The organism is Cyanobacterium aponinum PCC 10605, from assembly GCF_000317675.1.
Classification (GTDB): Bacteria; Cyanobacteriota; Cyanobacteriia; order Cyanobacteriales; family Cyanobacteriaceae; genus PCC-10605.
Genome location: NC_019776.1, coordinates 689,222 through 702,124, shown reverse-complemented (window position 1 = coordinate 702,124; position 12,903 = coordinate 689,222). Strand labels below are relative to the sequence as shown.

At 34.3% G+C, this 12,903-nt stretch carries 12 protein-coding genes; 5 read left to right on the top strand and 7 right to left on the bottom strand.

The features are described from left to right. Positions 1-230 precede the first annotated feature (230 nt). A complete protein-coding gene (gene rsmH, locus CYAN10605_RS02905; protein WP_015218445.1) occupies positions 231-1,109 on the top strand; it encodes a 16S rRNA (cytosine(1402)-N(4))-methyltransferase RsmH in 879 nt (292 codons plus the stop codon). Here rsmH and CYAN10605_RS02900 read toward each other — a convergent pair. The 3 genes from CYAN10605_RS02900 to psbH form a co-directional block, all read right to left on the bottom strand. Continuing rightward, complete coding sequence (locus CYAN10605_RS02900; protein ID WP_015218444.1) at positions 1,106-2,089, bottom strand: GHMP family kinase ATP-binding protein; 984 nt, start codon at positions 2,087-2,089, stop codon at positions 1,106-1,108. The two genes, rsmH and CYAN10605_RS02900, sit on opposite strands and share 4 nt — an antisense overlap. 37 nt (positions 2,090-2,126) lie before the next feature. Next, positions 2,127-2,396 (bottom strand): TatA/E family twin arginine-targeting protein translocase, encoded by a 270-nt coding sequence (locus tag CYAN10605_RS02895; protein WP_015218443.1) that lies wholly within the window; start codon positions 2,394-2,396, stop codon positions 2,127-2,129. 133 nt (positions 2,397-2,529) lie between these two features. Beyond that, a complete protein-coding gene (gene psbH, locus CYAN10605_RS02890; protein WP_015218442.1) occupies positions 2,530-2,730 on the bottom strand; it encodes a photosystem II reaction center phosphoprotein PsbH in 201 nt (66 codons plus the stop codon). 350 nt (positions 2,731-3,080) lie between these two features. Between psbH and psbN the strand changes: the two genes are divergently transcribed. Then, positions 3,081-3,212 (top strand): photosystem II reaction center protein PsbN, encoded by a 132-nt coding sequence (gene psbN / locus CYAN10605_RS02885; protein ID WP_015218441.1) that lies wholly within the window; start codon positions 3,081-3,083, stop codon positions 3,210-3,212. A gap of 149 nt (positions 3,213-3,361) precedes the next feature. Here the strand turns inward: psbN and CYAN10605_RS17715 are convergent, their stop codons facing one another. Further along, positions 3,362-4,489, bottom strand: coding sequence for a hypothetical protein (locus CYAN10605_RS17715; RefSeq protein WP_015218440.1), 1,128 nt, complete (start codon positions 4,487-4,489; stop codon positions 3,362-3,364). A gap of 119 nt (positions 4,490-4,608) precedes the next feature. Between CYAN10605_RS17715 and CYAN10605_RS02875 the strand changes: the two genes are divergently transcribed. Continuing rightward, positions 4,609-5,031 carry a hypothetical protein gene (locus CYAN10605_RS02875; RefSeq protein ID WP_015218439.1) on the top strand — a complete coding sequence of 141 codons (423 nt, stop codon included), beginning with the start codon at positions 4,609-4,611 and terminating at the stop codon, positions 5,029-5,031. A 373-nt stretch (positions 5,032-5,404) separates the two neighbouring features. Then, positions 5,405-6,019, top strand: coding sequence for a hypothetical protein (locus CYAN10605_RS02870; RefSeq protein ID WP_015218438.1), 615 nt, complete (start codon positions 5,405-5,407; stop codon positions 6,017-6,019). Here the strand turns inward: CYAN10605_RS02870 and CYAN10605_RS02865 are convergent. Both CYAN10605_RS02865 and CYAN10605_RS02860 read right to left on the bottom strand, forming a co-directional pair. After that, on the bottom strand, positions 6,016-8,760 hold the full coding sequence (locus CYAN10605_RS02865) for an efflux RND transporter permease subunit (RefSeq protein ID WP_015218437.1): 2,745 nt from the start codon (positions 8,758-8,760) through the stop codon (positions 6,016-6,018). The two genes, CYAN10605_RS02870 and CYAN10605_RS02865, sit on opposite strands and share 4 nt — an antisense overlap. A gap of 265 nt (positions 8,761-9,025) precedes the next feature. Continuing rightward, entirely contained in the window at positions 9,026-10,216 is a 1,191-nt protein-coding gene (locus CYAN10605_RS02860; RefSeq protein ID WP_015218436.1) for a glycosyltransferase family 4 protein, read from the bottom strand. Between the two features lie 91 nt (positions 10,217-10,307). Here CYAN10605_RS02860 and CYAN10605_RS02855 point away from each other — a divergent pair, with 91 nt between their 5' ends. Next, the gene (locus CYAN10605_RS02855) at positions 10,308-10,946 is read left to right on the top strand and encodes a bifunctional 4-hydroxy-2-oxoglutarate aldolase/2-dehydro-3-deoxy-phosphogluconate aldolase (protein WP_015218435.1); all 639 of its coding nucleotides are present in this window, start codon (positions 10,308-10,310) and stop codon (positions 10,944-10,946) included. A gap of 126 nt (positions 10,947-11,072) precedes the next feature. Here CYAN10605_RS02855 and CYAN10605_RS02850 read toward each other — a convergent pair whose 3' ends face one another. After that, positions 11,073-12,863, bottom strand: a complete 1,791-nt coding sequence (locus CYAN10605_RS02850; RefSeq protein ID WP_015218434.1) for an ABC transporter ATP-binding protein — start codon at positions 12,861-12,863, stop codon at positions 11,073-11,075. Between the last annotated feature and the right edge of the window lie 40 nt (positions 12,864-12,903).

The following is a 12,903-nucleotide window of genomic DNA, read 5'->3' as shown; positions in this document are numbered from 1 at the left end:
TTAATCATAGTATTAGATAGAAAAATAAATTATAGTAAGTTATCTAAAAATATTAAATCTTAATTTATTTTGTTTTGAATGATTTAAACAAGTTATAAAGTAGCCATTTTATTACTGTAATCCTTTTGAGTAAATAAATATAACTCGATCAACTGTTGAAAATATCTCCATTATTAGTTACGATAAAATGTTTAATTTTTATGATATTCAACCTTTCGATTTAAGCAAAAATGACAACAGAAAATAATGCACAATTTTATCATCAATCCGTTTTACCTCAAGAAATTATAGACTCTTTAAATATTATTAATAATGGTCATTACTTAGATGCAACTTTAGGAGCAGGGGGGCATACAGAATTAATTCTAAAACAGGGAGAAAATGTAAAAATAACTGCTATTGATCAAGATATAAATGCCATTAATTTTGCCCAAGAAAAACTCAAAAATTATCAGGATAAAATCTCTTTTTTTCAAGGAAATTTTGCGGATTTTAAACCTTTTAATACTCTTTTTGATGGAATTATAGCTGATTTAGGGGTTAGCTCCCCCCAATTAGATAATCCGGAAAGGGGCTTTAGTTTTCGCTTAGAAGGGGATTTAGATATGCGTATGAATCAAAGTCAATCTCTAAGTGCTAAGGATATTGTTAATCACTGGCAAGAAAAGCAGTTAGCAGATTTAATTTTTCTCTATGGAGAAGAAAGATTATCCCGCCGTATTGCCCGAATGATTATTCAAAAACGTCCTTTTTACACTACTACCGCCCTTGCAGATGCGATCGCATCTTGTGTTCCTAGTAAATATCGTTATGGTAAAATTCACCCTGCCACAAGGACTTTTCAAGCCCTAAGAATCAAAGTCAATGAAGAATTAAATTCGTTGGAAAAATTTTTACAAATAGCACCCACATGGTTAAAACCAGAAGCAAGAATTGCGATCATCAGTTTTCATAGCTTAGAAGATCGTATCGTAAAAAATCAGTTTCGATCGCATCCTTTATTAAAAATAGTCACTAAAAAGCCCATCATACCTAGTATAGAAGAACAAAAAGTAAATCCCAGAGCGCGATCAGCTAAACTAAGAATTGCTTATCGAGAAGCCACCTAAGAAGAAAAAATAATTTCTGAACCCGGTGCATTTACCTTTATATCTAAAACTTGGCGATCGCCAAAAACCGATTTTAACGCAGGATGAACCTCTGGAGGAGCAAAAAACAAAATAAAACCTCCAGCACCAGCCCCCAATAACTTACCACCCCATGCCCCTGCATCAATTCCTAAACTGTATATCTCATCAATCTGAGGATTAGAAATCGCCGAAGCAAGACTGCGTTTTGCCATCCATGCTTTATGTAACAATTCTCCAAAAGCCGAAAAAGGCTTATTGCTAGTTAAAATATCCCATCCCTCATCCACCATTAAACGCATCATCTTTAAAGTATCAGTATTATCCACAACTTTTTCCAACTGATGGGCAACAACCTGCGCCGCCCGTCTCTTGATGCCCGTAAAAACAATAAATAAATGCTTTTCAAACTCTGCCAACCTTTGAGGAGAAATCGGCACTTTATGGACTAAAATATCTGTTTCCGTACGAAACTCAACGAGATTAAATCCTCCCACCGCCGCCATTAATTGATCCTGACAACCTACCTTATCCTTTAGTAACTGTCTTTCCACATAAATAGCCTCATAAGCTAAATCCAAAGGGCGAACAAACTCCCCCTTAAAACTATGTAAAGCCTGAAGCAATGCCACCGTAAAAGTAGAAGACGAACCCAACCCAGTAAAAGCAGGTAAATCCGCTACATTATGTAACTCTATATCCCCTTCCAAACCGCAAAATTTCAAACACTCACGATAAACATTGTGTTGTATTTGCTCAACATTTTTTACTAACTCAACCTGTCGATAAGAAAGGCGAATCTTATAGTCAAATAACTGACTAGGAAAAGGACTAGCCGTTAAATAACAAAACTTATCTATTGCCGTTGCTAATACTGCCCCTCCATGACGAAGAAAATACTCTGGATAATCAGTGCCACCACCAAAGAAACTAATCCTAACAGGAGAGCGAGAAATTAACATGAATAAAAGTAAAAAACAAGGTTAACAAAAGAAGAATCTAAGAGTTTTTTTCTGTTGAGCTAGAATTGACAACATTTTCCTCTGTTTCTTTACTAGACTCCAATTGTGCTTTCATCGAAACGGTTTCTTCAATTTTCTCCGCCTCCTTCTTAAATTCCTCTTGAAATTCTTTAGAAGCCTCTTGAAAGCCTTTAAGAGTTTTGCCTAGGCTTTTTCCAATTTCTGGTAACTTTTTCGGACCAAAAATTAACAGAGCCACCACAAAAATCAAAATCATTTCGGGTAAGCCAATGCCAAATACATTCATGGGAATAAAATATTTATTTACTATTCATTTATTATCTATTTCATACCAAACTTAATAAACACTAATTCCGTAGATTAAAGGTATGAAAAAATAATCAACAATCAACCATTAACAAGGAAAAAAATTTGGTATTTTAACCTAAACTTCTCCAATCAACATCAATACCTTCTAATAAGATAGAGGAGTTGTAAATTTGTAAAATAATTAATAAGAAAACTAAAAATAAGACCATGAAAACTGCCATTAAAGGAGTAGTTCCCCAACCGGGTACAACTTTACCATACTCGGAGTTTAAAGGTCTGAGCAAGTTACCTAAACCAGTACGTTGTGCCATATTCAACCTATTTATATAATAATGTTTTATCTAGCGAATATTATATGACAACTCACCCCGTTAAATCTTTAAATTCTCTTGTTTCCGAGTCAAAAAAGATTATTTAAGGTGATTCTCCTTTTCAGCAAACCCCATAACCACAAAAGATTATAGTACTAAGATGCTTTAAGAAGCTATAACGATGTGCCACACCGCTAAAAACTACAGAAACTCATCAAATTTGACTTAAAATTAGTTTTTTTTGAGTCTATAGCAACTTCGGCACGAATGCCGTTAAAATCAGTATAACATAAGGGGACTCTTACCCCGAAAATATAATCATTAAGTCTCGCTATTAAAAATATCAAATTATGGATACTGCTACATTAATCGGTTTTGGCATAGCGGCGGTTTTAATCGCCATTACTGGTGTTTCAATTTATACTGCTTTTGGACCTCCATCCGCAGAATTAGGTGATCCTTTTGAGGATCATGAAGACTAATATTAATTAAAAGGGCAAGGGGCAATTTGAGTTCGGAGTTAAGAGTTAAGATAACCTCAGTTCGGTTTAAGAATATCTGATAAGGTTAGGTGTCAGGTTGCAGGTTGCAGGTTGCAGGTGTTAAGGTGATGAGGAAGGAATTATTAGCCTTACGGAATCAATATGATGCCTTCTCCTACTACTGCATTTCTGGCTAATATTTTGCCCTCTGTATTTTCTAATTTAAATTTATAAAAATCTAAGGATTTAACTTGTTTAAAGACTTCCTCAGCAAAGTTATTTTGTTTATTGCTACTAAGTTCATACCACTTTTCTCCAACGGTAATAATTAAGCTATTATTAGAAAAATTAGCTTTTACTCTGACAATTAAATTCTCTCCATATTTTTGGGTAATATTTTCTATTTGATTTTCGATGTTTTTGATAATATATTGTTCTGGATTTAGGGTTAGAAGAGAAATTCCTTCATCCTCTTGATCGTTTTCTTCTATCTGTTGTTTTGGTTCAGATGTTTCTTGAGATTCTGTTGAGTTTAAATTAGATGATTTTGGAGTATCTATTTGATTTTCTTTAATTAAATCAGTTTCATCCTCAGATGAGATAATTTCTGGTTCTGATGGATTATTGTTATTTTGCTCATTATTATTATCATTTTTCTCTGATACTGGTGTGTCTAATTCTTGATTGTTTTCTTCTTCTTGAAAAATATTTTCTCCTATTTGATAGGCTTCTTGTTCCTCTGTTTCATCGTTTTTCTGTTCTACTTTTTCTTCTATTTGAGGCTCTAAAAATATATTGTCTCCTATGTTTATATTCTCATCATTATCTGTTTGAGAAATTATTTCTTCATCTTTTACATTACTGGCTACAGATACGTTTTTTTTGGGAAAAATAGAATTATTTGTTAATGCAATAATGTTAAAGGATATACTAATAATTAACACTAATACCAGCAAAAAATTTTGATTAATTTTAACAAAAGATTTTTGTTTTTTATTGCTAGTTCTGACTTTTTTAGGTTCTGAAGTTTCTGTTTTTTCCTCTTGACTTTGAATTGTATTTATGTCAGCCTCGCCAGAAGAATTTTTCAGTTGAAGATAGTCCACTAAAGCATTGCTAGATTTAACTAGATTTTCTACAACAGTTAAATTTGGTAGATCATCAGGAGAATTTTGATTGAGAATATCGATCGCTTTTTGTAATTGAATCATCGTTCTCTTAAGAGATTTTTTTAACTCAATTACAGAGTAAATATTTTTCTCGGAGTTATCAGTCATTTTCTTATAAGTGCGAGGATAATTATAATATTTTGTAAAGAATAAACCTTATATTTTATTAATTAAATTCTTCTTATTTCTATTTTCTTTTTTGTAATGGATAGAGGTTGAATAAAAAAATGTTGAAAATAGCCAGAATACTTATTTGCTTCGCCCTTTATTTTATCATGACTGGTTGCTCGGTTAATCCCCCGCCCTTAGAATTTGCTCCTGATGCCACTACAATTGAAAAAGCGATCGCACTACAAATAAACAAAAAATATGGGGTTTTAAGCACACACCTAGGTACTCAAAAGCCTACTATAGAAATAGAAAAAATCAATATTAGAAAAATTGAACCTAGCAACAAATTTAACTTACCTACGTACCACTTAACAGGAGATTATTTAGTAGTCACAAAAAACAACAAAAATAAAGGAAAAAAAATTAAAAATAGTTTCACCTTAAATTTGCAAAGGCAGAATGCAGGAAAAACATGGCGTTTACTTTTACCTGATACAAACTCTTCGTCGGATAAGTATTTTAGTTATCAAATACCATAGATAAGTGAGGAGTACTAAAAATGTTTAGGTGAAGGTAGGCGAAAGACAAAAGTAAGGGTTTTATACTTATTGTCCTCTGATATATTCTAACTCAAGAGTCCAGTCCCTTTTTTTATAATTATCCTCTACAATACTGCACAAAATATAAAACGGTAATTATTGATCTGAATCTATATTTTTTTGTTATTTTAACTACACTATATTCATAAAATAAGTCAAATTAGATACTAAATTTTAGAAAAGGTAATTGTTCTAAATAAATTAGTTAAAGTGTATTTTAGATTACTATTTCCCCTATTTAATTACTCTAATATTAATGGTTAAGTAAAACTATCTTCATCAACAAGTCCTTTATTTAAAAATATATTTGACCATGAAAATACTGACAGCCCATGAGTTGACCCAACAAGGAATCTCTCTTGCTGATGTTCAAAAATCCCTAACCATGACTTACCTTACCAAAAACTTTAGGCGTAAATCTGATTTACCAAAAAAGTTTAGGGATAAAGCCTTAAATCTTTGTGCAGAAATAGAAGGTTTAGGAAAAGAAAGTTTTGTTATCGAAACCAGTTATTCTTACACCGTATGGGAAGAGGAAAAAGTCGCCAATGTAGAAGTCAAAAATCTGAATAGTGTCTCCCCTGTAGAAGCAAATATTAATATTCAGTCTTCTCAAATTTCGGCACTCGATAACAATAAATCTAAGGATAATAACCGAGTAGGTAAATCTAAATCTTCTTCCCAAGAAAATTACTCAAAAACAGAATATAATATCTTTCAATATTCTTCTAAAGGCGATGGTTTCGATCATTTAAAAGCTAGAAAAAATCAAACAGCATCAATTTCCCTAGATACTTCTGAAGATTTAGTAAAGTATCGTGGCGTGGTTGTTAATCAGCCCCCAACAGAAGTTGTTAACACCCCCCAGAATAAACCTTCTGCCACACCGAAAAGAAAACCTAGAACTTATCGTGGGGTTACTTATTAAGTATCGGTTTTAGCTTTAAACCAAATATCTTCCATAATGCTATAAAAAACTGGTACAAATATCAAACTGAGAAGAGAAGACGTGATTAAACCGCCAATAATTGCTACTGCCATTGGTTGTCTTAATTCCGCACCTGCCCCCAAGCCGATGGCAATGGGTAGCATTCCTAGTATCGTGGAAAGGGTTGTCATTAGAATCGGACGTAACCTGATTGTACAACCTTTGATAATTGCTTCTTGTCGATTCATACCTTGTTGACGCAATTGATTAATATAATCAACTAACAGTAAAGTATTTTTGTCTAATAATCCTAATAAAAAGATAAAACCAATTAGAGAAATCATCCCAAAGTCACTTTGAGTGATTAAAAGAGCCAACATTGCCCCTACAATAGATAAAGGTAGAGATAATCCTACTACTAAAGGCTCTCTTAGACTACCAAAAAGTAGCCATAAAACTCCTAACATTAATAAAATAGAAAAACCTAATACAAAACTAAATTGCCTTAATACTTCCCACATTCTGGCAGAGTCACCGCCAATGGATAAGGTAATATCAGCAGGTAAAAAAGGTTGAATGGTGTTTACTATTTTTTTTGTTAAATCTCCCAATGCTTCTCCTTCTCCTAAATTGGCGGTAAAAGTTACAGATGGTTTGCCTTGCTGATGTTCAATTATTTGGGGATTTTGCTCGGCAGAAATGCTAATGTCTGTGGGAGATATACTTAAGTCTTGTAAACCAGATATTTGTTCTAAAACAGGCTTTATTTTTTCTGCACCAGAATAAAGAGAAGTGACATTTTCACTAATTAGAGAAAAAGAGAAAGGTTTAGCGTCTCCTGTGTCGATGAATTTTATATCTTCAACGCTTATATTGACTCCTTTGAGAGAGGGAAGACTATCTCTAATTTGATTTTGAATCGTAATGGTGTCAGTTTGTCTACCAGATTTTAATTTAACATAAATTCTACCTCTATTCGGCTGCGATCGCAATCCCACCATATTAAATACAGTTTCCACATCTGGATTAGCCAAGATAGCTTCTTGAATTTTATCCCCTGCCCGACGAGTTCGTCTTAAAATAAAACCATCGGGATTCTGTGCAATATCACCTATCCAATTAAAAGGAGAATTAGATTGATTTTCTATGGTGTTTGCTTCTGAATTATTCTCAAGATTTAGAGAAAGTTTTGGCAACTCAGTGGTGTAAATAACATTAAATTCTCCCCTGTCTAATTGAGGAATAAAACCTTGGGGAATGAGAGGTATTAAAGCAATACCAATAATAAAACTAAGTAAAGCAAAAATAATTACTACTTTTCGATGTAGTAATGACCAATGTAATATTTTTTGATAGCTTTTCAGAAATTTATTTTTCCTCTTTCCCTCCTCCCTATGTAGAGAGGGGTTTTTCTCTTCCTTAACTTCACTGCTATCTTTTATCCCCCCATTGAATATATCTAAGTTATCTAACCCCTGTTTGGGAACAGATTTTAACCAATACATACAAAGTACGGGCGTAAGAGTTCGAGCCACCAACAGGGAAACCATGACGGCAGTAGAGACAGTTAAAGCAAAGGGGAGAAAAAATTGTTTGACATTACCAGTAGTGAAAGCAACAGGTAAAAACACAGCCACAATAGTAAGAGTAGAGGCAGACACAGTTAAACCGATTTCATCACTACCTTTTAAGGCCGCTTGTTTAGGGGTTTCTCCCTCAGAAATATGACGGCTAATATTTTCTACCTCGACAATGGCATCATCTACCACTATGCCGATGACTAAAGCTAAAGCCAATAAGGTAATTGTTTCTAAATTAAAAGAAGCCGTTGCCATGACAATAAAAGTACCTAATAATGAAAGAGGTATGGCTAAAGCTGTAATAAAAGTGGCTTTAAAACTATTTAGAAAGGGGAAAATCACCAAGATTGCTAAAATAATGGCGAGAATTAGACTATCGATAGTTGCTTGAGTCGCCTCTTGAATATAATTTGCTTCCGTTTGGGCAATATTAAACTGAATATCTGCAAACTGATTTTGTAACTGATTAATTACTGTTTTAACTTTCTTTACTACTTCTAAGGTATTACCAGTACCTTTTTTAATTATTTGTAACGCTAATGCGGACTCTCCATTAAAATTAACAATACTAGGGTTAATATCTTGTTTAATTTCTTGGCTATCTTCACTTAAACCCAAAAGATTAACATTGAGAATACCATCTATTTTTTCTAAGTTGGGGATAATTTCTTCTATGGCAATGGTGGCAATTTCTTCTAAATTTTGATTTTCACTGGTTAAAGCATAGCTAATGGCAGTGGATTCATTGAGATTGTAGGGGATGATTTCTAATTTAGTGTTAGCAGGTAAATCAACCTCGGCTATGGTTTCTTTGACAATGTTTGTGGTTTTCTCTAAAGTTTTTCCCGCAAAGAAAAGAGTATTAATGATTATTTCACGGGGATATGTTGTAGAAGTAACGGATTCTACTCCCTCAAGGGATAATAATGGTTTTTCTAAAATAGTGGTGATGCGATCGCTATTTTCGATAGGATTAACTATATCACTACTAGCCCGAATAATAACCACGGGAAAAGTAACATCGGGAAAAAGAGCATATTTAAGAGAAGAAAAAGCTAATATACCAGCAATGGCAATTCCTAACCAAAAACTAATAGTCAAACGGGGATGATGAATTGCAAAGCGGGAAATATTCAACCGTTGACGCCATGAAAAATTCATGAAATAGCATTTCTCCTCGACAAAAAGATTCTTTTGGATATTCTAACCAAGCTAAGAGGCATTTAACCTGATTTCGGGATAAATTTTCATCTAAGAGTGATGGCGAAAAGGACAATTTAATGAATAGTGAATAGTGAATAGTGAATAGTGAATAGTTGATAATTACTCGTTACTCGTTACTCGTTACTCATTACTTTCTTCTAAAACCTGAAACCTGAAACCCGACACCTTAGTGCATCCCTAGCTTAAATGGTGATGATTCCACTTATTCCCAAATAGTCAATTGTCTTTCTTTGGCAACAATATGATAAGTATTAATAGTTTGTTGAGCTAATTTTGACCATTGAAAACGGGTAAATAAATCTTGATAAGCATTTTTTACCATAGATTGGGCATAGTCAGGATTTTTTAATATTTCCAATATTCCCCACGCCAGAGAGTGAGGGTTATTCACTTGAGTGACAATTCCCGTATTAGTGTGTCTTACTACTTCTGGAAGTCCTCCTGCATCTGAGACAACTACAGGCACACAAGAAGCAAAACTTTCTAAGACAACGATACCAAAAGGTTCATATAAACTGGGAAAAACGGCACAATCAGCAATGGTTGTAAATTTATTTAAGTCTTCTTCTGACATAAAACCCGTAAAATTGCAATGTTGCCAGATACCTAAACTATGGGCTAAATCTTGATAAAAATCAGTATTACCCCCACCGATAATAACTAACTTTACTTTACCGTTTAAATCTTGTAATACTTTTCCCGCCGCCTTTAATAAGACATGGATTCCTTTTTCATAAGTCATTCTGCCCACATAGTAAATGATTTTTTCATCATCTTGAGCAAACTTACGCCTAAATTTTTGAGAATCAAATAGGGGTAATCTAGCTTTTTTTTCAGGGCGAATGCCATTATAAATAATATCTATTTTATCTTTGGGACATCCAAGCGCTCGATGAACCTCAAAACGCATATAATCACTACAGACGATGACGCGCCATGATTCGTAAATTAATGTACCTTCTTTACTGGCAATATAGGCTTGAGTTTCATTGTGAATACCATTATGACGACCGTATTCTGTAGCATGAATAGTAGTAATCAAGGGAATTTTAAAGCGATGTTTCAGGGGAATGGCACTATCTGCTACAAGCCAATCATGGGCATGAATTAAATCAAAACCCCCCATCTGGGAAATTAAATCTTCAGCGTAGCTACGCATGACATTATTCATGTAGGTAATCCAACGAAAAAAATCATCCTCTGGAATAACCTCTAAACGATGTACATTTATGCCCTCGACTTGTTCTAAAATGGGAGAATCTCCTGATCTAACCGTAATTAAATGAACTTCATGACCTAACTTAACGATTTCAGGGTATAATTCAGCAACATGACGAGCAATGCCCCCCACAATTCTCGGTGGAAACTCCCATGATAATACCAGTATTCTCACTTTTGTTGTCCCTAAACCAATAACTACTAATCAATTATTCATTATTAGTTATGAACGAATAATTATCAATTTTATTTTCTCTTTATTACCTATGTTAGATCGTTGGCTGTCTGTTTTACAAAAAAATCGTTTGATTGCGGTGATTAGGTGTAACAATTTGGAGTTAGGCAAAAAACAGGCTCATGCTATGGCAAAAGCAGGAGTTAAGTTAATTGAGGTGACGGGAAATAGTTATCAACCATTGGAGTTAATTTCCACTTTAAGAGATGAGTTACCTTCTTGTTATATCGGTGCTGGTACAATTTTAAGTCATGATTTTTTGACAAATGCGATCGCATCTGGAATACAGTTTTGTTTTACTCCTCATTTTGATCCAGATTTATTAGCTTTAGCTCATTATCATAATATCCCGATGATACCGGGTGCTTTGTCTCCCACAGAAATTATCACAGCTTTTAATTATGGAGCAAAAACCGTTAAAGTTTTCCCCATTCAGTCGGTGGGGGGTGTTACTTATCTGAAAAATATTCTTGCCCCTTTACCCCATATTCCTCTTATTCCCACAGGGGGGGTAAATATCAGTAATGCTGTTGATTATATCAAAGCAGGTGCGATCGCAATCGGACTAGCCAGTGATTTATTTCCCACTGATTTAATAATGGAGGATAACTGGCAAGAAATTACAAATCGGACAAAGAAACTATTAGAAAATCTGGAAAAACTGCAATAAATGGATTCCAAAAAAGCAAAGGTGAATAGTGAATAGTAAATAGTGAATAGTGAATAGTGAATAGTGAATGGTTGATAATTACTCGTTACTCATTACTTTCTTCTAAAACCTGACACCTATTATCTATCAACTGCCCAACATTTGTAGTTTATAAAGTCCTGCATAAATGCCATTTTGCGCTAAAAGTTGATCATGGCTACCAGACTCAATTAATTCTCCCTGTTTCAGCACGAGGATTTTATCTACGTTACGGATAGTTGATAAACGGTGAGCAATGATAATAGCCGTTTTACCCACTAATAGTTTTTCCAACGCCTCTTGAGTGTCTGCTTCTGTCGCAACGTCAAGGCTGGAGGTGGCTTCATCTAAAACAAGAATGTTGGGGTTACGAATGGCAACCCTAGCAAAGGCAAGAAGTTGTTTTTGTCCTCCAGAAAGGTTCGCTCCTCTTTCTCTCAAAATGGTATCATAACCATCAGGTAATTGGCGAATGAAGCGATCTACGTTGGTTACTTTTGCCGCTTCTTCAATTTCTGTGAGAGAATATTCTTCTCCAAGAGTGATATTTCTTCTCACATCCCCTGCAAAGATAAAACTTTCTTGTAAAATCACCCCGATATGACGGCGTAACTCCGCTTGGGTTATGTCACGAATGTCTATCCCATCTACTAAAATTCGCCCTTGATTTGGCTCGTATAAACGGCATAGAAGGCGAATTATGGAACTCTTTCCTGCTCCAGTTGGCCCCACAATGGCAATTTTTTCGCCCGGGTTAATGGTAAAGTTGAGGTTTTTCAAAATATATTCATCGGGTTTGTAAGCAAAACTCACGTTTTCAAATCTAATTTCCCCGACTTTTCCTTGATCTGCATTTTCATCAAAGCTAATATTATCATGGCGATCTTGAATTTCCACAGGAATATTCATCAATTCGCTAATTCTCTCAATAGCAGTGAATCCTGACTGAAACATTGTAAATTTATCCGCAAACTGGCGTAGGGGATCAAATAATCGTTGAGCGTAGAGAATAAAAGCCGACAAAATCCCAAAAGTTAAGCTATCCTGAAGAATAAAAATTCCCCCGATCCATAAAACGGCTGCGATCGCAACTAAAGAAATCCACTCTAGGGTTGCTGATACTGCGGAATCATGAAAAATGGTTTTATCAATAGCAATACGATAACGTTCATTTACAGTGCGAAACAGTTCACTATTATACTTTTCTCTTTGAAATAGTTGAACTACATTAATCCCCATAACATTTTCCTGCAACATGGAGTTGAGAACAGATAATTCCTCCCTTGCAGTGTAGTTAGCTTTGCGATACTGTTTTTGAAAGTAAATAATTAAGCCAGTGACAGGAATCAAGAGGAAAACTAATAAGGAGGCTAATTGCCACTGTAAAGTAAAGATAGTGACGATAATTGCCAAAATATAGACCACATCGCTTAAAATTCCGATCGCACCTGTGGCGAATACGTCTCCTAAAGCCTCCACATCGTTAGTGATACGAGTAACTAATTTACCCACAGGGGTTTTATGGAAAAAATTAGAGGATAAAGAAGTAACATGATCAAATAAATCTTGACGAATAAAAGCAGTAATTTCCTGCCCAACTTTTTGAACTAAAAAACCCTGCCACGCTTGAAAAAGAGTGCGAATAATAATTGTAGAAAGTAAAATAATTGCTAATAAATTTAAACCACTAGATATTGAATTAGAGTCTAAAAAAGACCATGTAGGCTCTTTTCTTAATAAAGAAATAGCTTGTCCCACAATCAAAGGCTGAATTGCACCAGAAGCGGCAAGGGGAATTAATAAGATTAAAGATAATAATAAAATAGATGAATTTCGTTTTGCATAGGGGACAATTTTTAAGATTAATCCCCAGTCATTTTCTTTAGTTTTTGAAAACATATTTTCAGCAATGAGTAGTGAGTGAAAGGCAAAAGCATTT

Excerpts from the sequence above, each read along its gene's own strand:
- rsmH (WP_015218445.1), top strand. The coding sequence starts at position 231 with ATGACAACAGAAAATAATGCACAATTTTATCATCAATCCGTTTTACCT.
- CYAN10605_RS02855 (WP_015218435.1), top strand. The coding sequence starts at position 10,308 with ATGTTAGATCGTTGGCTGTCTGTTTTACAAAAAAATCGTTTGATTGCG.
- CYAN10605_RS17715 (WP_015218440.1), bottom strand. The coding sequence starts at position 4,489 with ATGACTGATAACTCCGAGAAAAATATTTACTCTGTAATTGAGTTAAAA.
- CYAN10605_RS02900 (WP_015218444.1), bottom strand. The coding sequence starts at position 2,089 with ATGTTAATTTCTCGCTCTCCTGTTAGGATTAGTTTCTTTGGTGGTGGC.
- CYAN10605_RS02850 (WP_015218434.1), bottom strand. The coding sequence starts at position 12,863 with ATGTTTTCAAAAACTAAAGAAAATGACTGGGGATTAATCTTAAAAATT.
- CYAN10605_RS02875 (WP_015218439.1), top strand. The coding sequence starts at position 4,609 with ATGTTGAAAATAGCCAGAATACTTATTTGCTTCGCCCTTTATTTTATC.
- CYAN10605_RS02895 (WP_015218443.1), bottom strand. The coding sequence starts at position 2,396 with ATGAATGTATTTGGCATTGGCTTACCCGAAATGATTTTGATTTTTGTG.
- CYAN10605_RS02865 (WP_015218437.1), bottom strand. The coding sequence starts at position 8,760 with ATGAATTTTTCATGGCGTCAACGGTTGAATATTTCCCGCTTTGCAATT.
- psbN (WP_015218441.1), top strand. The coding sequence starts at position 3,081 with ATGGATACTGCTACATTAATCGGTTTTGGCATAGCGGCGGTTTTAATC.
- CYAN10605_RS02870 (WP_015218438.1), top strand. The coding sequence starts at position 5,405 with ATGAAAATACTGACAGCCCATGAGTTGACCCAACAAGGAATCTCTCTT.
- psbH (WP_015218442.1), bottom strand. The coding sequence starts at position 2,730 with ATGGCACAACGTACTGGTTTAGGTAACTTGCTCAGACCTTTAAACTCC.